This window comes from Sphingobacterium sp. HMA12 (genome assembly GCF_002933815.1).
Taxonomy (GTDB): Bacteria; Bacteroidota; Bacteroidia; order Sphingobacteriales; family Sphingobacteriaceae; genus Sphingobacterium.
In genome coordinates this window covers 536,000-560,586 of sequence record NZ_BEYR01000002.1, presented here as the reverse complement: position 1 = coordinate 560,586, position 24,587 = coordinate 536,000, and the positions used below count along the sequence as shown (strand labels likewise).

The 24,587-nt window shown below is 42.5% G+C and carries 13 protein-coding genes; all 13 read right to left on the bottom strand.

Translation table 11 applies throughout. The annotated features are described in order from the left end of the window. Positions 1 to 77: 77 nt before the first annotated feature. The 13 genes from HMAT_RS15875 to HMAT_RS15815 all read right to left on the bottom strand — a co-directional run bounded on the left by HMAT_RS15875 (position 78) and on the right by HMAT_RS15815 (position 24,546). On the bottom strand, positions 78 to 716 hold the full coding sequence (locus tag HMAT_RS15875; RefSeq protein WP_104383816.1) for a DUF3826 domain-containing protein: 639 nt from the start codon (positions 714 to 716) through the stop codon (positions 78 to 80). A 4-nt stretch (positions 717 to 720) separates the two neighbouring features. Further along, positions 721 to 3,462 (bottom strand): alpha-L-rhamnosidase, encoded by a 2,742-nt coding sequence (locus HMAT_RS15870; protein WP_104383815.1) that lies wholly within the window; start codon positions 3,460 to 3,462, stop codon positions 721 to 723. Continuing rightward, on the bottom strand, positions 3,462 to 6,239 hold the full coding sequence (locus HMAT_RS15865; protein ID WP_104383814.1) for a glycoside hydrolase family 2 protein: 2,778 nt from the start codon (positions 6,237 to 6,239) through the stop codon (positions 3,462 to 3,464). Before HMAT_RS15865 ends, HMAT_RS15870 begins: the two co-directional genes overlap by 1 nt. A 12-nt stretch (positions 6,240 to 6,251) precedes the next feature. After that, positions 6,252 to 7,685 carry a sialate O-acetylesterase gene (locus tag HMAT_RS15860; RefSeq protein WP_233789372.1) on the bottom strand — a complete coding sequence of 478 codons (1,434 nt, stop codon included), beginning with the start codon at positions 7,683 to 7,685 and terminating at the stop codon, positions 6,252 to 6,254. Continuing rightward, positions 7,686 to 9,518, bottom strand: a complete 1,833-nt coding sequence (locus HMAT_RS15855) for an exo-alpha-sialidase (RefSeq protein WP_104383813.1) — start codon at positions 9,516 to 9,518, stop codon at positions 7,686 to 7,688. 1 nt (position 9,519) lies between these two features. Further along, entirely contained in the window at positions 9,520 to 10,449 is a 930-nt protein-coding gene (locus tag HMAT_RS15850; RefSeq protein ID WP_104383812.1) for a glycoside hydrolase family 43 protein, read from the bottom strand. Further along, positions 10,449 to 11,849 carry a glycoside hydrolase family 140 protein gene (locus tag HMAT_RS15845; protein WP_104383811.1) on the bottom strand — a complete coding sequence of 467 codons (1,401 nt, stop codon included), beginning with the start codon at positions 11,847 to 11,849 and terminating at the stop codon, positions 10,449 to 10,451. The genes HMAT_RS15850 and HMAT_RS15845 overlap by 1 nt, the downstream gene beginning before the upstream one ends. A 3-nt stretch (positions 11,850 to 11,852) precedes the next feature. Then, on the bottom strand, positions 11,853 to 14,963 hold the full coding sequence (locus HMAT_RS15840) for a DUF6298 domain-containing protein (RefSeq protein ID WP_199768681.1): 3,111 nt from the start codon (positions 14,961 to 14,963) through the stop codon (positions 11,853 to 11,855). Positions 14,964 to 14,972: 9 nt separating this feature from the next. Then, complete coding sequence (locus tag HMAT_RS15835) at positions 14,973 to 16,601, bottom strand: polysaccharide lyase (RefSeq protein WP_104383810.1); 1,629 nt, start codon at positions 16,599 to 16,601, stop codon at positions 14,973 to 14,975. Positions 16,602 to 16,715: 114 nt separating this feature from the next. Further along, on the bottom strand, positions 16,716 to 18,347 hold the full coding sequence (locus HMAT_RS15830) for a polysaccharide lyase (protein WP_104383809.1): 1,632 nt from the start codon (positions 18,345 to 18,347) through the stop codon (positions 16,716 to 16,718). A 118-nt stretch (positions 18,348 to 18,465) separates the two neighbouring features. Beyond that, positions 18,466 to 20,496, bottom strand: coding sequence for a RagB/SusD family nutrient uptake outer membrane protein (locus tag HMAT_RS15825; RefSeq protein ID WP_104383808.1), 2,031 nt, complete (start codon positions 20,494 to 20,496; stop codon positions 18,466 to 18,468). 204 nt (positions 20,497 to 20,700) lie between these two features. Next, the gene (locus HMAT_RS15820; protein ID WP_104383807.1) at positions 20,701 to 23,955 is read right to left on the bottom strand and encodes a SusC/RagA family TonB-linked outer membrane protein; all 3,255 of its coding nucleotides are present in this window, start codon (positions 23,953 to 23,955) and stop codon (positions 20,701 to 20,703) included. Positions 23,956 to 23,973: 18 nt separating this feature from the next. Next, positions 23,974 to 24,546, bottom strand: coding sequence for a DUF3826 domain-containing protein (locus tag HMAT_RS15815; protein WP_158655901.1), 573 nt, complete (start codon positions 24,544 to 24,546; stop codon positions 23,974 to 23,976). Between the last annotated feature and the right edge of the window lie 41 nt (positions 24,547 to 24,587).

Sequence of the window (24,587 nt, the reverse complement as noted above, 5' to 3'; positions counted from 1 at the left end):
TGCATCTTAACTGGTTTTTCCCCTACCAAGGCATACGATGTTTGTTTTTTATTGGAATTGATTTGGTAAACTCAAGTCTATTTCTGTTGCTTTTCTTTTTCGGCTTTTACCTTTGCCACATAATCTTTGAATAATTGACGCCAGTTGCGGCCGTTGGCATTTAAGTAAGCCTCACATTTATTTTTGTAAATTTCAAAAATGGCAGAAACTTGCTTAATCCCTTTATAATCTATTGCTTTTTCGCGGGCTTCTTCTAAATTTTTACGGACGGTCTGTTCCTCAACTGCTGTCAGATCTGGGACAATTGCCTTATATCCTTTTAAGGTGAAATCAACTTTTCCGATCGTGTATTTGTCCAAGATAAAAGCAACCTGTTGCTCTTCAAGCTCTTGACGCAAACCAGCCATCAAGTTGTTGTGTATAGAATCGGGCTGCGCTGAATCTGCAATAATGGAACGGTCCATATCACTTAATTTTTCGCCCGTATACGGATTTATTCCTGCTGGAACTGTACTAATCGGATGGCTATTGTGCCACTCTTTCACGGCTATCAGATGACTCAAGATCAAGCTTTTGATCTTTTCTTCTTTTGCCGGATTGACAAGTTTAAGCTCTGCCGTCCACTCCTGTGACTTTTTCTGTTCCGTTGAATTGTCCTGCGCATACAGGCTCATCATCAGCAGACTTAGTATAAAAATTGATAAGACCTTTTTCATGTTGTTATAATTTAATGCTGAACTGGTAATCTCCGGATCCGATAGTGAGCCAAGTGCCCGATTTTTCCTGTCGTAGGATCTGAATATCTTTATTGTTATTTAATTTTTGATTGCTTTCCGAGATTGTAGAGAGTTCGGTTGTTGGCAGATAGATCTCTGCTTTAGTATTGGCCGGAATAGAAATCTTCCATTCAAAAGCCGATTTGCTTTTGCTCCAATTGGATTGAATGGTTCCATAAACACTTTTGTAGCTTGCATTCACATGATCGAGACCTGCAGCGATCTGTGGTTTCATCAGGATGGTCTGAAAAGCATGCTCTTTCGATTTGATGCCCGCCAGATCCTCATAGAGCCATACCAAGAGGTCACCCAACATCATCACATGATTTTGTGAATTCATCTTGGGATGGGCTGTATTGCCATTCCAGAGCTCCCAAATTGTTGTGGCCCCATTTTCGACCATATAACCCCAGGAAGGATAGGTCTTCTTTGTCGCAATTCCATAGGCAAGATCCGCACGACCGATTTTGGTCAGTGTACGCATAATCCATTGTGTTCCGATAAGCCCTGTACTCAGATGCCCCTGATTTTCTTTTTCCACAATCTCCACAATCCGGTTGCTGAGCTTTTCTTTGTTCCTATCTTCGACTAAGCCAAAAGATAGCGCCAATATATTATCAGTCAATGAATTGCTACCATAATATCCTGCATCGTGATAGAAAGCGGCATTAAATGCTACTTTCATCTTTGCTGCGCGGTCCAAAAAGTCAGTTTGATCTCGCTCGTTACCTATAAGGGCACTAAAACGGGCGACGGTCTGCAGCAAATGATAGTAATAAGCTGTTGAGATCAATGTACTTGGATATTTTTTATCCGCAATCTTTCCTCTTCCGGCTTCAATGCTTATCGGTGGGAAACACCAATCCCCATAACTATCCTTGGTAATGATACCCGCTGAGCCTGTATAACGAGCTTGCATATAATCCATCCATTTTTTCATCGCTGGATAATGCTTTTCCAAAATGCACAGGTCGCCAGTCTGCTGATAGAGCATATCGGCGATAAATAGGTATGTTCCTGGCCAGCTAATATTATCACTATAGTAGCGCCAGAAGGCTGGTGCAACATCCGGCAATGCACCATCCTCTTTCTGAGACAGCCGAATATCTTCGAGCCATTTATGATAAAAATTGGCATTATCAAAGAGGAAACTCTCACCGTACGCACTGATTGGACGGTCACCCAACCAGGGCTGACGCTCATTGCGTTGTGGACAATCAACGGGTATACCTTTGTAATTGGAAGCGATACCCCACCATGCATTTTGATGGATCTGATTGATGAGAGTGTTGGAAGACACAAAGGTTCCCGCATTGGATATATCGTCGTAGACAAAGCGGCCAACAAAATTACTTTTTAAAACTACACCCGGATAGCCGCTGACTTCGACATAACGAAATCCATGATAGGTAAATCGCGGTTCCCAGGTTTCCTTTCCGCCACCTTTTAATATATAATGATCCGTTGCTTTCGCGTCACGTAGATTGGTCGTAAATAATTCGCCTTCTTTCGTCAAAGATTCTGCAAAACGGAGTGTCACCGCGGTTCCACGCGTACCGGACACCGTCATCTTTACCCAACCCGAGAAATTCTGACCGAAATCAAGGATGTATTTTCCTTCGGATTTTTTGACGATCGAAACCGGTGCGATATCTTGCATAACCTTCATACCCTCCGACTGCGCTTCATAATTGCCACCGGGCTCTTGCACAAAAGCAGCCTTTAACCATGTTTTATCGTCAAAATCCGGATTTGCCCAGCCCGTTAGCTCTTTTCTGGCATCATAATCCTCACCGTCATATTCGTTATTTGCCGTTATTGGTCCTTCGGTCGTTCCTTTCCACGAATCATCGGTCTTAATGACCTCTGTAGAGCCATCCGTATAGGTCAGCATAAGCTGCATCTGTAATTTGGGGAATCCAAAGGTTTTTATTTTATAGGGTTTGGCTTGACGCATGGCATAAAAGCGGCCATTTCCTAAAGTCACACCTAGCGCATGCTTACCGGGCGACAAGGACTTCGTTACATCCAAGACATTGTATTTGATGTTTTTGGTATAATCCGTGGGCACAGGAGCCAACACTTGATCTCCTATCTTCTTGCCGTCGATATATAACTCATAAAGTCCGAGGCCCATCACATAGGCTGTGGCCTGTTTTATCTGCTTGGTTGTCGTAAATTCCTTTCTGAAATAACGGGCAGCCAATTGTCCGGTCTGTTCATTGTCCGATGAAAAATATTGATCAAAACCAATCCAACGACCTGTCCAATCCTTGTAATGCAGCAGTCCCATGGTCCAGCCAGCTGGTTCAGACCAGCTACTCTCGCCTTTATTCGTGTACACTTTTACTTTCCAGAAAACTTCCATCCGGCTCTTTAAAGCTCTGCCAGCATACACAACCTGTATGGAATTATTCGAAAATTGTTTCCCGGAATCCCAGAAATCGCCGATATTCTGATCCAGTTTTTCTTGTGAAGAAGCAACCAAAACCTGATAGGCTTCTTGTCGGATAGACCGCCCGCTGCCCTGCAATTGCCAGCTCAGTCTTGGCACGGCGACATCTATACCGATCGGATTCGAACGTAATTCAGTCCGCAGGTCAGCAACAGTGATCTGTGCCGTAGCCTGATGACATAAGATCGACAAGAAGACCAATACAATAGATATGACTGTTCCTGCTTTCATTAGTTTTCAAAATCAAAATAGAGGACCATATGCAGCGCCCGAGTGGGTTCCTTCTCAAAATCATAGTACACATGCTTCATGCCCATAGGCCCGGTCGTTTCTGGCTTTTGTGTTTTCGTGCCGATGGCTGAAATACCATTCATAAAAGAAATATCGCCTTTCGGAAAAGTGGGTTCCATGTTTTTCCATTCGGTATCTTGCTGTTCTTTTGGCGTATATAAACGCAAAAACACATCCTCCCGATCGGTAAACACGCGGAAACTTTGATCTTTTCCGATAAATTTTGTCCAATACATATTGGCATGGTACCCTTTAAATTCGGGATATTCGAATGGCGCTTCGCCCGTTGCCGTGTTATTGTACTTCTTCTTCCACACGCCAAACTGATTCCCTTTCATCCGGTTTTTCCAAACCCGATAAGGTCCCATTCCCCGATATTCAACACCGCTGATCTGATCTTCTGGAAAATCGAAATTCACCCCTACAAAGCGCGTAAAATAACTCTCAGGGAAATATTGAACATGCATTTTCAACTGTCCCGAAGGAGAAATTTCCCAACGCAAGGTATTGTAACTATCTTTTTTATCGAAAGTAGACGCAATAATCACCTTTCCATCCTCACGGCTCAATTTAAAATTTTTATAATTTGTCGCCGCTTCCTGCAAAACCGGCCCATTTTTGAAAGGAATAATTCCTTTGGCATTTTGAACCTGCTCCAGCAACCCGCTGGTCTTATTGATCTGATAGCGAATGCCATTCGCTTTTACCTCATACGCATTAGCGGTCTCCTGTACGGCAATCTCCTCTGTTCCATTTGGTTTCAGGAGACTATTTGCCACCTGATTCGGCAATGTAATTGGAAAGCTCCAGGTGAAGAGCTCCTGTTGATGCACATCTTTTACGGTAATATATAAGACATCAAAGTCTTTCCAATCTGTAGGAAAGTCAACTTTTAAGATCCCTTTATCACCAGGCTGGATATTGGGTGCGACAATCGTTCCTCTTTTTGTTTCCTTCACCTCATCATAATCGTCCAACTTCTTGAGTTCGTACGAAAATGTACACTGATTAACATTCGTAAAAGAATATCTATTTTCAATATGGAATTTCCCATCAAATCCTTTTGTAATTTCACGTTTTTCAAAGAAAATAGGGCTCCATACTTCTTTAATGGTAAAGAAGCTTCCTTCCTTTTCGCCATGTGGACCAATTATACCATCTGGACCACGATTTCCGTCAGTATCTATGATACCACCTTTATCCGTCCTGACGATGCCCTGATCACGAAAATCCCACAAGAATCCACCCGCAGCGAGGGGATTGGCAAGCATCGCTTTCCAATAATCCTCCAATCCGGCACCATGCCCGCCGTCGTACATGCCATGCAAAAACTCCGTCGGCATAATGATATTATGCCCATGATCATAGGTACCAATACCATAGTTATATTCCCGGTAATGGGTTGTTTCAAAACCATCATGTACGGCCCAGGGATAAATCACAGCACGTTTTTGAATATCCTCTTCTGCGAAGATGGGGTCAAAATCTGGATTATGTCCACCTTCATTCCCATTTGCCCAGAAAACAACGGAAGGATTATTTTCGGATACGACCATCATCTCCCGCAATAATTTAGTGCCTACTTCCTTATCGTAGTGTCCGTGCCAACCCGCTATCTCGTTCATGACATATAAACCCAATGAATCACAGACAGCCAGAAAATGATTGTCTGGTGGATAATGGGCCATCCGGACAGCGTTCATATTCATTTCCTTCATGAGCTTCACATCGGCAATGCTAACTTCTTTACTCGTCGTCCGTCCGGATTCCGGAACGAACGCATGCCGATTGACCCCTTTGAATCGGACCTTTACGCCATTGACATAAACACCATCACGTTCTTTGACTTCTATAGTCCGAAAACCAAATTTTTGCTCCAGCTGGTGCTGTACCTTACCATTTTTCGACAAGGTAAATTGCGCTGTATATAAGTTCGGAAATTCTGCAGACCATAATTGCGGAGCTGAAAATTGCCCCTCGAGCCAATTGTTTTTGTCTGACAGCTTTGCTTTCAGCTGTTTTCCAAATTTCTTTCCTTTTGCATCAAGCAGTTGAACCGTAATTTCGTCCGCTTCTCCCGCTGTCACTATTTTTGCCCGGAATGTACCATCGGCCTTTGCGTCCAATGAAACACGTTCAATATGATGCTGGGGCAGGGCCTCCAAATAGACCGGTCTAAAAATGCCGCCGAAAATCCAGAAGTCACCTTCCCGTTCCGCCGCATTCACCGACTTGTTTGCCGAATGCTTAGCAACATGGACCTCCAATAGATTTTCTTCGCCAAATTTCAATAGCTTCGTAATATCGTATTTGAAAACATAATATGATCCTTGATGGATAGCGCCGGCCAGCTTACCATTAATCTTGACTTCGGTATCGGTCATCGAACCTTCAAAAACGATACGCACCTGCTTATCTTTCCAGGCATCGGATACATTAAATCTATATTTATAGTGACCGACCTCTTTGCCTTTGTCAGCCTCTTTATTGAAGCCGTAATTATATTTCCCAAAACCCTGTTGTTCCCAGTTGGAGGGAACTGGTATTTTAGTCCATTTCCCAGCTTTCAAGCCTTCGGTCACATAAAAATCCCATAACACACCATCATCCTTTCCTGTTCCAGAGAGGTATTGGCTCGCTGTTTTTTGGGCAGATACATGCAATCCCATAGCCTCAAAAAAAAGTAAGGATAACGCTATTTTTGTTTTCAAGTTCATGATCGCTAAAGACTATTTCAATTTAATATGTTGTAATGGATTATTTGTTCTAAAAGGTGCGGCCGGCAGGTCAGCGGTATTCACCAGGTTGGGCTGGGCAGCTTCGTCCCATCCGAACCGGATCTGACGGATCTGTTGTACCTGGTCACTTTCAAGTACGACTGTCTGTCCGGTGATAGCAGCCTGTGCTGGATAAAAGATGCCATCCTCACCCGCAACTTCAAATGATGTTAAGGGCTTGCCGTCTACGGACTTTAATCCGGTAGCATGTTTCAATTTTACCCTCGCTTGTTTGCCTTGATATTTTACGGCCTCTAGTTCAGGACCATCGGCTACAATATTTTTATGATAGACATATTTTAAAGCTTGGAGGGCATGGCGCCGGCCGATTTCCCACTTATAGTTTGGATGGAGATCGTGTGGATCATCGACCAGATCTGTCGTAATGATACGGGCTGTATGCGGTAGTTGGAGAACCAGATCCTGGGCTTCCCGAAATTCCGGCAACACTGTTCTCGGCATTCGGACATGACCTTTTTCGTCCAGGGAATAATAGAATGGTGCAATCTCTGTAAAATAAAACGGTAATTTGGAATTTCCCCAAATGGTCCGCCAATTTTCGATCAGTGCCTTCATTTTATAACTGTAACTAATATTCTCTTTTAGAAAGGTATTGGATTCCCCCTGGTACCAAATAAATCCCTTTAAGGTATAAGGCGCCAAAGGTTCAATCATTGTATGAAAGAATTTACCAGGATCGCCTTCTTTCTTTTTATCTTTCAGATAAGGTGAACTTGTCCAATATTCTTCGGAGAACCAGGGCTCGATTCTGCTGCCGCTCACAGCTGATGAAATAATGCCTACAGGAACACCCAATTCTTGCTGTAGCGTTTTCCCGAAGAAATAGGCCGGTGCAGAAAATTGACGCAGTGCCGAATCCCGGGCTACAGCCCAGCCCTCATATTGGCCATCCGACTTGGCCAGAAATTTTCGGCGTACTAAAAAAATTCGAATATTGGGATTGTTTGCTTCGGAAACTTCGTTTTTAGGGAAATAGGTACCTCTCAACGGAGCTTTAACTTTCTCAATTTTACGCATTTGGTATTCCATATTCGATTGGCCCGAGCACAACCATACCTCACCGACCAAAACATCTTTAAGCTCGATCGTATTGTTTCCCCTGATGGTCAACGTCTGTCCAACCGCATTTGCCGGCATGGCTTTTAGTTCAACTTTCCAACGACCATTTTGATCGGCTTCTGTCGTCTTCAACTGGTTTTGAAAAGCTACGCTTACCTGCTCGCCAGGGCTCGCTGAACCAAAAATGGCGACCGGTTGGTTGCGCTGCAAAACCATGTGATTCGCAAAAATATTCGGCAATATGACATTCGCCTTTGCCGAAAAACCGGCTACCAATAAAGCTATATGTACAATAAACCATCTCATTTATTTCAGCTTTTGAGCTTTCAACGAAGTAATCTGATAAGTGGCTTCTTTTACCGAAGCTCCCGCATTTTCGACATCAAAGTCCTGATCTGTTTCCGTATCCGCATTGGGAAACCTTCTGACATCGCCCGTACGGAACGACACTTTGCTCACATTACTTACCGGTTGGAAAAATAACTTTGTCCCTTTATCCTCTCCGTTAATGGCAACTTGATAAGAGCGGGTGCTCACATTGAAAGTCAATGCAAAGTGATACGTTTTTCCCGCCTCATATTTCGTCAACGAAGCATTTCGGTACCCGGCTTTATTTTTTATAATGCCATCTTTATCCATAATAATTCTCGCAGCTGCTAAGCCACTATCATTCACCAACTCAATCTGTAAAGAGCCGTGATCATTTTGTTGTGGCGTTACGGTAAATTCAATGGTGCCTTTTTGTGCCGATTGAATCACACGATCTGCCTTCGCATAGTCAAAAGGATCTTTATCACGCAAGACCAAAGCTTTTCCTTCAACCTTGGCACTTGCCCACAATGGACTATAAATATTCCAGTTGTTATAGGCTTGTCCTGCATTTTTTGCAAAATCGTCGTTCACGGCTTCATCTACAGTAGACTTGATCGGAACAGGTACAACTGCAGTCCAAATATCTTCCTTGTTCATACTGTACGTCAACCACATGTTACGATCGGGAACCATGCCATTTCCTTCGACGATACCGCGAACATATTGCGGTCCATAAGACTTATAGTTACCGCCATAACGCATGGTGGTGATCTCACCGTTGACCAATAACAAATCGGTATAGTTCAAGCCATCATTGCTGGTTGATACGGCCAGGGGCCATCTGAATTCCGATGGATTATACACTGTTGCGTAGCGCCCGTCGGATGTTTTTTGTCCCCAGATCTTCGCATTGCTGTTCACAAATCCGGGGGCACGCAACGGTGAGTATTGCCAGGTCTTTCCGTTGTCCTTGCTCATCGATGTCAATGCATGCTTCCATAAGCCGACGACCCTTCCATCATTGAGATGATAAAAGGAAAACGCTTTTACTGGACGCTGTAAAGGAATTAATGGATCGTTTCGGTCGGACTCCTCTACCCATTGTTGCATCATAAGCGGTGTGCCCAGCAGCTCGTCACAAGCTTGTACAAAGGCCTTATCCTTGCTCTTTTTATAAAAAGGATATTTGGCACCCTTCTCATCGAAAGAGGCATTGAAGTGAATAAAATAGATTGGCCCAAAGCTACCATCTTTGTGGATTTCCCGGACGACACGTCCAAGACCATTCCCATCATTTGGATCGTCCTTGGCATCCAGGGCTACACCGTAGTAAGCAAGCGTCAGCAATTTATCATTCTTTGCATGATAAAAGCCCATACGCTGATGCATGATTGCATATAAATTTTTCCCAGCCTTATCAGTTCGTCCCGGCTTGGTAAAACCTTCCGGAACCAGATACGTCGGGAATAGATCCGTTGGCTTGGACCAATTGCGGCCATCTTTTGATGTCAGCAACAAGGTCTTTCCTTCTGCAATATGCTCGCCCACGGGATTGCTCAAGAACTGTAAATAATAAGTATCGTTCCAATAGGCTAAAAAAGGTTGGTGGTTATAGGTAAAATTATGTCCGCCAGCCAATTCAGGGAATTCTCTGTTTGCTCGAAACACCTGGATATTGTGCGTACCCACAGCAGGCGTCAACTGTCCATGGTGATAATCCACATTGGATAATGTCTTTCCTATATACCTCACCGTATCTTGCTGTGCTACCACCTGTTGCACGACAGCAGCCAACGATAGACTTACTAATACTGATTTGATCGTCATATTATTTCTTTTTGGCTTCCTCCCGAAGCAAATTTTTTAAATCTCTGCTGGATGCTTTGAAAATCGTTCCATGCTTATGCCCTTTTGGCACAGAAATTTTGTCGTTGATCTTTTCGAAAACCTTAAAATCTTTGGTGGACAAAGCCTCATAACTCTTACTTCCATAGGAATCAAAATAGATCAACCACTGATTTTTTACTTTAAGTACGGATGGTCCCTCGCTTAAATACGGCGAGAAAGGCTCAGAAACCTGTTGAAATGGTCCCAAGGGATTTTTCGCAAAAGCCACCTTTAGATTTCGGTTGGGCCGCGTATTATCTTTCAGTACCAATACATAATCTTTTTCCGCCTTCTTGACAATGACCGCATCAATGATGCTAAACCCCGGATCGCTAAATAATTTGGTTGCCGTAAAAGATTTAAAATCCTTTGTTGTCGTATAGTACATCCGGTGATTATTTTTTTCCTCTTCCACACCCTTCGCAAAGCGATAAGGGATGGTGGAGGCCCAAATAACAATAAACCGATCTTCCACATCATCATAAAATAGTTCTGGCGCCCAGACATTGACGGTTGTTGCCTCTTGTTGCATAACAGGGATAATCTGTTGGTTTTCCCAATGGATCAAATCTTTTGAACTGGCATAACCGATCCCTTCATTTCCCTGCCAGCCAATGGTCCATACCAGATGATAAATACCTTGTTTATCCCGGATCATCGACGGATCACGCATGATTTTCTGTTTTCCCAATTCAGGCTTTAAATACACCCCATTAATCGCATTCCAATGGTATCCGTCTTTGCTATACAAATAGCGCAAACCTTCATTGGCAGGTTCGTGGAATGAGGTAAATAGGTAAACATCCCGCTGACAGGAAGCCAAGAGCGATGCCACACTAAATAAAATAAACAATTTGACCAAATTCCTCATTAAATGCTATCTAAGATCAATACCCAATCGTTTCCGTCCTTTTGTCCGCCCTCAGGCACAAAAATTTGTACACCGTTATTTTCAAACTCTCCGATCACCTTGGTCGACCCATTCCGTGGGTCAAACCAGGACGCTTTTACTTTATCCCCTTTGATTTTTCCCATATTAATTTTCATTTCCCTACCGTTGTAATTGTAGATAAATGCATAATCAGCAGTTCTTGTCGCCAGTAAACGATTGTATTTTTCGCCATTATCGGCTATCAGCGATTGATCTGGAACACGATCAAAGTAATGGTCTCTAGAGAGCAGAAGCTTCTTCAAATATTTCATCTGAGCGGCACCGGGTGCATTGATTGCCGAACTCCACAGCTCATCCGAACCATAGGCCGAAGTGGAATCTTGCTTTCCATGCATCTGCATGACTGAGTTTTGTCCATAGGTATAACCAAATGCCCCAGCAAATACAGACCAGTAACCGTATCGCCTTACGTCTGCATCTGTCCACCGTGGCTGGGTAATGTCGTGTAAGCCCTGTGGAATGCCTTCATAAGAAGGTTCTCCGTCGATCGTTGGCTTAACAGGCTTCATATCCCAGTCTGCTGCCATAAACTTCCAGTTATCTTCGCCATAATGTTTCTGTTCATTCGCAGAAGTGTCCTGCGCGTAGGTGCGGTGTCCAGATTGCACCATATTGAAATCCAGCCAAGGTCTATCGTGGAACCAGTCCGAAGAAGCCGCCCGACCTCTTGGATGATAGGTCATCAGATGATTTTTATCGATCGATTTGATTGTCTGACCGATCTTATCCCACACTTCCATCTTGTCGGATCCTTTGATATCACCCCCATTTAACCAAATGATATTCGGACGATCTTTCCAACGCTCGGCAAGGAATGCTGCATACTTTCCCGCCTGGTCCACTGACACTTTCCCATCTTTCACCGGTGATCCCCAAACAGGTACTAAAGCCACATAGAGTCCTTTTTCAGCAGCCTTGTCAATGATATAATCGATGTGATCCCAATAATCATACTCCGTTGCGTTATCCGGATTATTCCCTTTAGTCACAAGTGGTCGAGAAATATCTTTATTGACGACCGAAGAATCTCCATAAACATTTACAGAAGGAACGGTATGCAAGACCATGGCCTGAATGACATTGAAACCTTTTTGTTTACGATCTTCCAAGTATTGATCAGCTTCGGTCCGGTTTAGTTTATTAAACAATAACCAGCCTGTATCACCCAACCAAAAGAAAGGCTGTCCATCTTCGGTCATCATGTATCGGCCATTTTCCGATATCTTCAATAATGCGACGTGTTTCGGCTCCTTATTGGCCGTACACGAAAAAAGTGCTCCTGCAACTGTAAATAATATAAGTTTCTTACGAATAGACATGGGTTATTTCTTATTTAACCAAATAATTTCTGGTCCTTCTGTATAATTGTTCAAATGAATATGCTTTCCTAAATTGATCTTCTCCGTCTTGATGATTGCTCCATTCTTTGGATTGATATGTGTCATTTCAAAACGTCCTTTATAATCGGATAAATCGATGTCTTCTTCCTTGGATTTATCTTTGTAAACGATAATACCATTAGCGCCTTTTAATAACCAAGTACCATTGACCTCTGTGGCTTTCATGGTCGATGCGGCGCGGTAGAAATCGTTGTTCCCGATTTTAGGTAAGCTGGCCATGGAACCGCCCGCCATAAAAGACGCCCAGGCCATCGTTGGATAATTGTCAGCATAGTATACCACCGCTTTATCCGGATATTTTGTACGGTATTCGGATACCGCTTTATAAACGGCTTCCATCGATGTTTTCTTGGGCTTCAATAATCGTGCATGCTGACGCGGTGCCAGATTCTGCCCACCTTGGGGGGCATAGCTTTTTCCGTCGGCCTGGTAGTACCAGTAGCGGATATCAATGACCTGAATTTCTTTGGCACGTTCTTCATCCGCTAAAATGGCATCTTGTACATCTTTCGTTGCACTCAAACCAATAATGGGGTTCTTTCCGGTCTCAGCCTTCCATTCTTTGATCACGTCGATCCAAAACTGAACGAAATGCAGCGGTCCGGTATATTCGGCACCGATCATCTGAATGACTCCCGAATTGTCTTTAAAGTTATCTAAACATTGACGGATGTAAGCGCGATGTAATTCCCGGCGAATAGGGTTATCAATATCGTAAAACTGCTCTGCCATGAAAATGCGCTTATTACCAGCATAAGGTACCGGCTCTGGAAAACCAACATTGTTTATATTATTAGCCGTACGCCATGGGAAGTCTGCATAATGCGCTCCAGCTTCAATAATATTGTGCTGAAAATAATTTTGATGGATCAGGGCCAAACCTTTTTGATCAGCTAAATCTGCGTATTGTTTCAAGCGTCCCCAGTAAAATTTATTGTACTTTGTCAAATCATACTTAGACAGGCCATCATAGGCTAATCCCTGACCACTACGTGCAAAAGGGAGCTCATAAAACGGAGGCCAAACCTCCCCATTGATCCGACGAATACGTTCGTGATCATCACGTCTCCGATCGTACCAAAGCCCGTAATTGTGATCGATGGCAAGGATATTGTCATTACGCAACGAATCTGTCATCGCATCAAGATCATCTGTCAGCCCAGTCCCGACCTCTCCGGGTACATAGCGTGTGATATGTGGTTTCGCTTTCTCAGCACCATGAGGTCGAGCGCTACCATTCCACCAGGGCACATCCGATTTTGCTCCAAAGAGTACCTTATCGCCACGTACCAACCAACCGTTCACCACACACATATCCGCCTGTCTTTTTGCGGGAACGAGCTCTTGATAGCCAATTTGATCGATGGTTTTTACCCTAGTTGCCGTGGTATTTAAGGTATAACGTTTGTTCGCTTCAGCAATAAAATCAACCAGCTTAGGCATTGGGTTTTCAGACTGACGTGTCAACTCGACGGCAACACTGACGGGAGGGCTACTGGACGCTTCGGTTGGCACTGGCAACAGTATCGCCCGCTCATCAGCAATCTGGCCAATCCTTTCGCGCAACTGGGCGTAATATAAACTTTTGGGTTTAATGTATTCGTTAGACTGCTCCCAATACCCGTCTCCCTGAAACTGGGACCAAATTCCAAAAGCCCAGTTCTGTGCTGTTGGCGGTTGATAGCACTCTACAAGTCCAGCTGTCGACTGCCAGAATACAGAATTTGCTGCTGACCAACCTGCTCCTTGGCCATCTTGACCCCGGTTTTTATAGCTCAGCGCCTGCGCATCAATGTCTGCATTATCAAAAAGAATTCCGGACGCCCAGCTGTCTACCCCACCACTAAAACTGAAAGGCTCCACTGCCTGGCATTGGACGAAAGCATTTGGCCCTGCTGCGAGGTAGCCCACTGCGAAGTCATGATAGCCCTGCTCAGAATAAAGCCGTTGAAATAAGGTCTGTTGTCCTTTTGTAAAGAAAGTATATCTTCTCTGGCCCCCGATTTCTGAAACCGGATCTAGGGAAATACAATCTTCAACCGTTAATTTTTGGGTACTTGCCAAAGCGTAAACGGCTGATCCTGCAAAATGCCGGAACTGCATGCGACGAACCCATACATTTTCTGCATTTTCAATGGTAATGGCCATCCAGCGATGGTCTTCGTCTTTCGGGTTATTCGCATCGAATGCAGATTTAAGTGCAATATTTTCTATACCGACATTTTCGATTCTTCCTTTCCAAGTATATTGTTCTAAGGTCGCTTGGCCATAACGTTGATCCAATGCCGTTGTGATTGGGGCATCGATCTCGATACGATTGCCTTTCACAGCAACAATGGTTCTGTCCCAGCGAACATCACGTTGTCCAGGCTTCCAACCTAAGGAAGTAATCCCTCCGCCGAAATGATCGGTACCAAGCTGATTAATCCAATCCTGGGTAGAAGGTCTTGTAATCCTAATTTTATCACCAGCTTTATAGGAATCACTATGATCAATCTCCAAAACCCGTGAATTAACAGGGACGTAGGTACTCGTTACGTTGGCCTTTTTACCAACGATCATATCATCTTTTCCAAGCACACGGATGAGTGTCTCTCTAGTCGTGCCTTCGCCGATGATCATGGTCCCACTTTTTGTAAAACCACTACCCCGAAGAACAACACCTGAGGTATGCAATGTAAGGGATCCCGAAACCGTATAAGTCCCGGCTTCTAAAAGTATCACTCCTCGTAATCCATCTTTGCCCATTGGCAATGTTGAAACGTAGTTGATGGCAGCCTGTAGACGTTGCGTTGCATCACCTGATTTTATAGGAACAACGACAGCAATCTGTCCTGTAGGGATAGCCTCATTGCCCCCTTTGTATCCTGCATAGGAAAAATCAGGAATTTGGTTTCCAAGCGAATCCGCATGGTAAACAACCTTTGTCTCATCCCATACCAAAGGAGGATATGCCTTCATTTGTTGTGCAAGTGCAGAAGAAATAAAGGCATATAGTCCGAGACAAGAAAAGAACAGCATTCTTTTTCTCATGGTTATTTTTTATTTTTTGGGCACGACAGCATCTAATGCAACAACCCCATTTAAATAATTCTCAATATTGGCATAGCCATTTTTAGCAATTTTTCTAGAATCACCCGGATCATTGGGGTTTAACCCCATGCTCTTCTCCACATTATCCGGAATACCGTCATTGTCTGAATCTTGATACGGCTCCCCCACATAAGTTGGATAACCACCGACCTGAGCGATATCCGATATAATTCCCTGTTTGTAAGAATCTTCTGGGAGGCGTCGCTTAACATAAGGCGATACAAAGCCATGTTGCGCTTTCGTTGTATCATAATAGACGCTATTCTCAGACACTTGCCTGATGATCCGTTGATCAACCGCGTCCTGCTTTGGTAGAAATGCGCCGACATTTTTAAGTACATAGCTGTAGGCATCCTGTGCGGATAGTGTGGTAACGGGTGCCATTGGAAAAGCTTTATCCACGCGGATTTCTTTTTCACGGTTACCTACATTCGGTAGATCCTCGATCTGAATTCCGCCAGCCCAGTTATTTTCAGTGACCTTTGGAAAACCTTCTACAACATTCCCATGGGCATACACCTTTCCATACTTGTCTTTAAATGCTTTATCTCTTCCAGACTCTGGCTTTAAGATACGGTAAGCAATGGGCTTATCTTTGGGCGTAATTGGCCCGGGTTTGTAGTAATTATTGATAAAATTGAACAACGATTTATTGTCACCGCCATCAGCGCTTCTGTTCCACCAGTTCCAAATAACATTGTTGACAAATCCAAAGTCGCCATACATTCCGATAGAGGGATTGCGGCTGATATTTGAAGCCCAAAGATTACGCATAAAGGTACTGTTCAGGCCACCTATTGTACTTCCAAAAGCATGGTTGTACGCATCCAATGCTTCAGAAAAGATGGAATTCTGGATCGTAATATTTACTGTAGGCAATTTGAGATTTTTGCCTTCGCGGTCGTATACATGCCGATAGATCGACATATTTTCATCCAAACCCCAGCTTGCTGATACGTGATCAATCATAATATTGCCGACCACATTCCCACCCACAGCATCGTCACGACGCGTTACGTCAGTTTCACCGCGGCGTAAACGTAAAAAGCGTAAAATGACATCATGTGTATCAATCAAAAAAGACTCTCCGGCAACACACACACCATCTCCAGGAGCCGTCTGTCCAGCAATCGTGATATAAGGGGCTTTGACGACAATCGGTCTCTCAAGTCGAATTATACCTGCAACATTGAAAACAACGATACGTGCGCCGCCAGCCTCACAGGCTTCTCTTAGGGTCCCAGGACCACTATCAGCTAAACTACTGACCACAAAGACCTTTCCCCCTCGGCCGCCAGCAGTAAATGCACCAGCACCTTCAGCCCCAGGGAAGGCTTTTATTTTTGCCTGCGGCAAGTCACTAGGTTTGGCAGCCCAAGGAATATAAGGCTTGCCCTCTTTCTTTATAACTTCCTGTGCCTTCGCCCACACCTTTTCTAAACGTATGTTTTCCATATTTTCCCGTTCAGCAGCCAATTTCTTCAAAGAATCTGGAATAACTGGATATTGTGCTAATGCAGTTATTGGGCTTATTAAACCCAATAGTAACATGGTATTTCGACTAAATAATGGTTTCATATGTATATGATTAACATAAGCCCGCAAGCTCAGTTTATTTTTATCGGTTATATCAAATACCCCAGCCTATTTGATGCTGTATCTGTCGCCTAAACAGGGGCATTCCAGCAGCAATTATTTAGCAGCCAACTTATTCAGATAGAGTTCAATGTTCGCGTAACCTGATGCTGTAATTTTTGCCGAATCGCTCGGGTCATTCGGGTTTAGTCCCATTTGTTTTTCGACATCATCAGGAATACCATCGTTGTCCGTATCTTTGTATGGTTTACCCTGATAAACTGGATACCCACCTACTTGGGATATGTCAGTAATAATGCCGATCTTATACGAATCTTTTGGCAATCTTCTGTGTTCAAAATCTTTTTCAGGTAATTTCACATTGCTCAAAAGTTTGACTGGCTTACCATTTTTCACATCTGCAATAACCCGTGTATCCACAGGATCTCGTTTAGGTAAAGTCGCTCCGGCATGATCAAGAACAAAACCGTAGGTTTCTTGTGCTGTCATCACCGGAAAGTGAGCATGTGGAAATTGCTCTTTTACGCTCATCGCGGCAAAGTAAGGTTGCGCTTCATCGAAAGTCATTGCATTACCCTTTTTATTTTCTAATTGGACACCGCCATCCCAGTTGTTTGAAGTGACTTTAGCGTTCCCTTCCACGATATTGCCTTTGACATGTGCACGGCCAAATACCACGTATGACAATTTACTTCTGCCGGATTCGGGTTTCAAGATGCGGTAACTTACGGGCTGGTCCAATGGCGTTGCTGGCCCTGGTTTAAAATAATTGTTGACAATATTGTATGTCGCTTGGTAATCACCACCGTCTATTGAGCGATGCACCCAGTTGTAAACAACGTTGTTGTAAAAGTTAAATAGGCCGTTCCAACCGATCGACGGATTACGCGCGGCATTATTTGCCCATAGATTGCGCATGAATGTACAGTTTTCCCCGCCTAAGGTACTACCGAAGGCGTGGTTCCAGGTATCCAGGGCTTCAGAGAAAATAGAATTCTGAATCGTAATATTGACTGTACCACGCTTCTCTTCCGCTTTACCGGTACTATCATTATACATATGACGGTACATAGACATATTTTCATCCAGGCCCCAGCTTGCCGAAACGTGATCGATCATAATATTTCCGACGGGATTACCTCCGATGGCATCATCTCTACGACCGACATAGGTTTCGCCCCTTCTAAAACGCATATGCCGGATCAAAACATCATGTGTATTGATCCAAACGGATTCACCAGCCACGCAGACACCATCACCTGGTGCAGATTGTCCGGCAATCGTCACATAAGGCGCACGAATAATTAATGGTGTTTTAAGGCGTATGATACCCGAAACATTAAATACGATAATACGTGGACCTCCCTTTTCACAGGCTTCACGCAATGACCCCGGCCCATTGTCCTCCAAACTTGTGACCACATACACTTTACCGCCACGACCACCAAAAGTAAATTTGCCCCCTCCTTCTGCTTCAGGAAATGCAGGTATAGTCGCTTGAGGTAAATCGTCAGGCCGGCCAGCCCAAGGAATATAAGGCTTACCTTGTTTTGCGTATTCTTCTATGACAGGTAGGGCTTTTTGCCAAGCTTCATCCGATTGTTGGGTGGCTTTACGCATCAGCTCATCTGTATTTTTCTTAACGTCTTCCGGGATTTTTGGATACTGACAAAAAGCTATTGATGTAAAAAGACTCAACAATGCTGTCAGCGTTATTTTATGTAACATGTTTATCTAGTTAGTAGGATTTATAATTTCTATTTCAAATATATGTCAATTATACATTTATTAAAAGCAATGTATGTCACAATTCACATACATTGCCTTAATATTTTCTACAAAAAAACTATTTTAAAGGATCAAAAGTTCCCGCTCCATTCATGCTATCCCACCCTGTAGTCTGTTGTAAATAAGGAGAGGTACTCAATATGGTCTGATTCAGTCCAAAGAAGTAATATTGTGGATACCATTTAAACGTCCATTTTGGTGTTGCATTGGTACGGTCCAGATCATCTCGCTCGGTTACTACAAAATAGTTATCATACAGATAATCTAAATATTGCTCCTGATCGGAAATTCCCTCTGGGAATGTAGATGGTTCTCTTTCAATGATAGGTGCGGTAGCACCTCTTTTCAATAGAGGATCATCGCTACCAATATATTCTTGGCCATTATTCTTAAGCGTAATAAGTAGGCCAGTCCTTCTTGTACCATTCAATGGTTTTACCCCTATACGTTGTGCTGTTGTTGAGTTCTCCTCAAATAATTTCCAACGTCTTAAATCAAAAAATCGTTTTCCTTCGTATGCGAATTCAATTTTTCTTTCGTTGATTATAGAACCAAATAGCTTATCTCTATTACCCAATGACTCACTCAATCCATAAGCACCATCTTTATTTTCAATACCCGCTCGCGCACGAATTTTCATGATACCTTCCAAGCCCTCCTGAAGTTTATCTGCTCCAATTGCTGATTCCGCCAGGTTTAGAACAACCTCTGCAAAACGTAATTCAATAAAATCTGTTCCGCTCTGCTGAAAACCTGATGCGACGCCGTAGGTATTTGTCGCGTTCGGATTAGATCCCTTTTTTAAATAAATCCCACTGCTATTTGCTCCTTTTGTTTCGGTTGTCGTATAACTTGCTGAGGCGGTTTTTTTCCAATAGTAAGTCCATTGTCGATAACTGGTAGCGCCGTTATAAGGAAACAAAGCACCATTATAAACAAATGTTTTCGCAAAGCGTGGATCTCTATTTTTATAAAATTTGTTAGGGCTATACGTGTACGCCGAAGTAGGGTCGCCTATATTTTTGCCGTCCAACATTGGAAATGCATCTAAAATCTGTTTTGTTGGTGAAATTGAGCCTCCACCAAAAATATCTTTTGGACGAATAGCCTGTTCCCAACCATTATTTTTAGCGAGGTTAGAGCCATAAGTCACGTTATTAAAGCCATACACTAATACTGCTTCAGGATTACCTACTTCTTTCATCCAAATATCTCCCCATGCCTTTCCATTTGCTGTACCACCTGTTTCAAAAAGACCATAACCATTTTGTTCAAGCAGCTGTCTAGCCTCTAAGTTTGCATTATAGGCCGCTAGCCATCTTTCGCGCGAATCGTTTGGGTTAAACTGTGGACTAGCATAGGTCAACAATACGCGACCTTTTAGGGCCGCGGCTGCACCACTTGTAATTCTACCCCAATTAGCGTCATCCCACTTCCCAGGCAATAAACTTTTTGCCAGATCTAGATCTTTTACGATTTGTTCTATACATTCTGAGGTTTTGCTACGGGAAACAGAGTTTGCTTCATTTTCTCCCATTGTTGGATTTTGTGGTTCAAGAATCAATGGCACACCTCCATACAGACGAACTAAATCAAAATATTGGAACGCACGCCAAAAGTACATTTGTCCTTTCAATTTATTTCTCGTTTCCTCCGCAATACCATACTTATCTATTTCACTCAAAAAAAGGTTAATTTCTCTAAGTCTGGTCCAAACGTTATTGGCAATACTGGTGCTCATCCGCTGCCCAAAATATTTGTTAGCATGATTATTAACATAGGATATTGCTGCCCATTCCTTATTATAATCTGTCTCACCAGCTAATTCATCTGTAGTTTGTGTAAAAATGGTATTATAGGTTCCATTTTCTGATGCATTTTGTGTGACAATAAAGGACTGTGCATTCGTTGCTGGCAAGAACATACCATAGACGTAATCCACGTAAGATTGCGCTAATACCGGATCCTTGAATACTTCTTCATTGACCGCCGTCAAATCTCGCTTTTCTTCCAAAAAATCATCTTTACACGACTGTCCTGTCAACAACAGACCCAGTAGTACTATATTTAAAATTTTTATTTTTTTCATCAGAATAATTATTTATTCGTGTATTTCTCTAATAATTTTATCTGTTAAATCGGAGTCTTTAAGGTATCCTATTTCATTATTCTAGCACCTACAAGATTAGTTTTTCAACCGATATTTTTTCATCTTTTATTTATATATCACAATAAAGTTTTTTAGACCTTAGTTCACTTTGGACATACATTAATCACCTTCACCTTTTGAATATTACAAGGTTAAATTAACCCCGAAAGAATAGGTTCTCAAGTTCGGATAAGAGTCCCAAGCACCGCCGTTACCATCTTTGTAACCATACGGATTATATAAACTCATCGGATTCATTGCACTTACAAAAGCCCGCGCATTTGAAATTTTTAGATACTTGATAAATTTTTCAGGTAATTTATACCCTACGTTAAAGCTTGTCATGCGCATCCGAAATGCCGAAACAGTCCAAAAACTTGAGCTGACATTATAGATATCGGACCAATTGGGATTAGGCATTGTACCCGTCGGGTTTAGCACCGGATCGTAGATATCGCCCCAAATGACAGGCAAGTTGGTATAAGTTCTAGAAATATCATTGTTTAATTTATTCCGATCATTAATTTCGGCATATCCACCAAAAGAACCTGCGATGACTGCTTCAGCTGTGATACCTTTATAACCCACTCTAAAAGTCATCCCAAATCCATAATGATTATCTTTCCGTTTCGCTAATTGTACTTGATCATTGGTATTGATAATCCCATCCGGCGCAGCAAAACTACCATCCGCTTGCATTGCACCACGAACATCTTTATAGTATAACATGCCTGGTTTTAGATCTTGAGCTTTTGTACCAAACACTTCTGTAATATTATACTGGCTAACATAATTATCTATATCTTGTTGAGATTTGAACATACCGATATAGTCATATCCCCACATGCCGTTATCCGACGATGCTCCAGGTTTGGCATTCCAAGGATATAATATATCAGTATCGTTAAAGTTCATCTGAACGACTTTATTATCGCCCCATGAAAAGCGTGAACTCACACCATAACTAAAATCGTTGATCTTGTCTTGCCAACCAAGACCAAGCTCCATACCATAAGTATTCACCTTTCCAAAATTTTCACCAGCGACAGACCCCCCAACTGTAATTGCGATATTTCCTGTACGTTCAATAAGAATATTAGATCCTTTGGTATAATATCCCTCAATAGTTGCCGATAAACGATTATTTAAAAAGCGCGCATCCAAACCGAGATTGTTTTTATATTCATCACTCCAAGTTGCTGCGCGGTTGGCTGTTTTTTCCATACGCATCCCAGTAGTAGAATTACCATTTCCACCAAAAACTGCCCCCTTGCCAACTTGGAATGTATAACGCTGACGCCATGCCCAAGGAGTAAAATCATCACGTCCCATTTTACCATGTGAAAAACGTAATTTTAAATAATCAACTCCCTTGACTTTGAAGAAATCCTCTTCACTGATTACCCAACCTGCTGAAATATTATAAAACTTACCCCAATAATTTTCCGGTGCAAATTTTGTTGAAGCATCAGATCGAAATAGGATCTCGGCCAAATACTTTTCACCATACCGATAGTTTATTCTACCAAGATAACTCAATGTCCCAGATTCATAGGCCGCGGTTCGGCCATCAACAGCTCCAAAAGCAGTACTGAACTGACCATTGGTTTGATCAATTGGATCTTCTTTCCATACATCTTCCTGTGAGCTCTTTGCCTCAGCTTTTTCAACAGAAAATAATCCAGAGAAATTATGCTTTTTCCACTGCTTATCGTAAAAAGCCGTAAAATTCAATTGATAATTATCACCACTTGAATTTGAGAAATAAACCCGATTTCCATTGCTAAAAGTCAGTGCTTTTGGATTAATGGCTCCGTCATAAATATGCTGATTTTCGCCCATTCGGGTAAACTCGTATGTCTGGTATTTGGTTCCCACCTGCGTGCCCCGACCATTCATCAGGTTTTTATTATAAGACATCCTTAATGTCAAGCCCTTTAACCAAGGAGCTTGATATTCACCGTTTAGATTCACTGTAAACTGTCTATTGTTACTTGTCGCCAAATTACCCAATCGTTGAAGTTCAAAATAATGATAAGCGGACAAATCGCCCGAATTTCCGGGTAATCGTACTGGTAAACCATCCACATAGGCAGGAATATAAGGTGATGCCATTAACAGATTTTTATAATCATTCTCGTCGTTTTCACCTCCGATTTTATTAAAAGTTTTCTGAAGATCTCCAGTATTACCAGAAACCTGTAGTCCTACTTTAAAGTTACTAGCCACTTTAATATCACTTCCAGCCCGGAAATTCCAGCGGTCATAATTTAATGTTCCTAAATTTCCATCCTGTTTATTGTAAGCGATATTAGCAAAATACGTCGCGACCTCAGTACCCCCAGAGACATTCAAAGAATGTCGAGTAAGGTAACTCGATTTCCAGGCATCGTCTAGCCAATTATAGGAATGATCTTTAAAATAATCCATTTCATCCTGAGAAAAAATCCGGTTTACATAGCTAGCATCTGTAGACTTCACATTCGCTCCATTTGGGCCATTCATGATATTAAAATACATCCCATATTGGTATGCATTCATCATTTTTGTGCGATAAGCTTCATCGTTGATGGCGTAAGAACCATTATAACTGATTTTTGGTGTCCCTACTTTTCCCCGTTTAGTAGTGACCAACACTACGCCATTGGCTCCTTTAACACCATAAACAGCTGCCGCTCCATCCTTTAAAATAGATAGGCTCTCAATTTCAGAAGGATCTAGATTGTTAAACAAGGTCACATCAGGTTGATTCTGTCCATTTACCTGAATCACTCCATCGATAACATACAGAGGATCTGACGAGCCCACGTCCTTTCCATAATTAATCGGTTGTCTTACGGTTAAACTTGCTTTAGATCCGGGTCTACTAATTCCTCCACTGACTCCTACCCCTAATAAACGGCCAGCTAAGGCCGCTCCGATATTGGTGGTAGGCAGCTCTTCGATTTCTTCCGCTTTAATATCCACTACCGCACCGGTTAAATGGGCTTTTTTCTGTGTGGTATATCCTACAGCAACAACCTCATCCAACTCTTGATTAGCAGCTTCCATCCGTATGGTTAACACATTTTGGTTTCCAGCTGGAAACTCCAGCCGTTTATAACCAACGTGATTGATGATCAAAATCTCATTTCCGACTGGCAGATTTAATCGAAATGTACCGTCTTTATCTGTAGAAGTTGCGGTATTTGTTCCTTTAATGGATATAGTAACGCCTTCCAAGGGCTTTCCATTTTGGTCAACTACCTTTCCTGTTATATTTTTAAAAAAAAGTAGATTGAGTTCACTTGAGTTGGCTCCATAGGAGAAGGAGGGGAAGGCCCCGCCCACCATTATTCCAATGGCTAACAACTTTGCTAACCGAATAGAGGATTTCTTGGGGAATACAAAGTGATTCATAATTTGGGTCTATTGTGTTTATTGGTTTGTTTTTTTGAGTCTTTCGGCCCACTTGTCGCCTTCTTCTTTTAAATTATAGCCGTGGGAAGCCAAATAGTTATTGATTCTACCTTTATATTTGCCGAACCAAGCGTGCTTTTTTTCCGAAGATTCAGCCTGCATCGCAAAATCCCGCGCATCATAAAGCAAGCTGTCGATCATATGCACTTCGTCTTTTGTAAGGCGAGGGATCATATCCTGATAGGCTTTCACGGTATTCGGATAGACATTATACGTCATACCGTTTTTAACTGCTTCAACTTCTTGATCTGTTAAAACTTCTTTTAGCCGTTTTACGAAAGCTTGATTTAAATTGGTGGTTTCCTGTAGCGTTTCCTGCGTGATCTGCTCTTTTAGACTCTTATCGGTATTCTCCTTGATTTTTAAATCACGAAGTGTATAACAAGCATTTAAAAGATAATACTGGTCACGAATAATGTAAACAGATTTTTTTTGTTTGGCTTGATCCTGTAGCGCCAATTTCGCAACAATTTTTTCGGATCGATCTGTAATGGTTTTCCAATAAGCGTCTTCTGTTTGACTAAATGTCATAGATACACTTAAAAATAAAAACGTGAATAATGCAAAACGTT

Excerpts from the sequence above, each read along its gene's own strand:
- HMAT_RS15840 (WP_199768681.1), bottom strand. The coding sequence starts at position 14,963 with ATGAGAAAAAGAATGCTGTTCTTTTCTTGTCTCGGACTATATGCCTTT.
- HMAT_RS15835 (WP_104383810.1), bottom strand. The coding sequence starts at position 16,601 with ATGAAACCATTATTTAGTCGAAATACCATGTTACTATTGGGTTTAATA.
- HMAT_RS15860 (WP_233789372.1), bottom strand. The coding sequence starts at position 7,685 with ATGAGATGGTTTATTGTACATATAGCTTTATTGGTAGCCGGTTTTTCG.
- HMAT_RS15870 (WP_104383815.1), bottom strand. The coding sequence starts at position 3,462 with ATGAAAGCAGGAACAGTCATATCTATTGTATTGGTCTTCTTGTCGATC.
- HMAT_RS15875 (WP_104383816.1), bottom strand. The coding sequence starts at position 716 with ATGAAAAAGGTCTTATCAATTTTTATACTAAGTCTGCTGATGATGAGC.
- HMAT_RS15845 (WP_104383811.1), bottom strand. The coding sequence starts at position 11,849 with ATGTCTATTCGTAAGAAACTTATATTATTTACAGTTGCAGGAGCACTT.
- HMAT_RS15855 (WP_104383813.1), bottom strand. The coding sequence starts at position 9,518 with ATGACGATCAAATCAGTATTAGTAAGTCTATCGTTGGCTGCTGTCGTG.
- HMAT_RS15850 (WP_104383812.1), bottom strand. The coding sequence starts at position 10,449 with ATGAGGAATTTGGTCAAATTGTTTATTTTATTTAGTGTGGCATCGCTC.
- HMAT_RS15820 (WP_104383807.1), bottom strand. The coding sequence starts at position 23,955 with ATGAATCACTTTGTATTCCCCAAGAAATCCTCTATTCGGTTAGCAAAG.
- HMAT_RS15825 (WP_104383808.1), bottom strand. The coding sequence starts at position 20,496 with ATGAAAAAAATAAAAATTTTAAATATAGTACTACTGGGTCTGTTGTTG.
- HMAT_RS15830 (WP_104383809.1), bottom strand. The coding sequence starts at position 18,347 with ATGTTACATAAAATAACGCTGACAGCATTGTTGAGTCTTTTTACATCA.
- HMAT_RS15815 (WP_158655901.1), bottom strand. The coding sequence starts at position 24,546 with ATGACATTTAGTCAAACAGAAGACGCTTATTGGAAAACCATTACAGAT.
- HMAT_RS15865 (WP_104383814.1), bottom strand. The coding sequence starts at position 6,239 with ATGAACTTGAAAACAAAAATAGCGTTATCCTTACTTTTTTTTGAGGCT.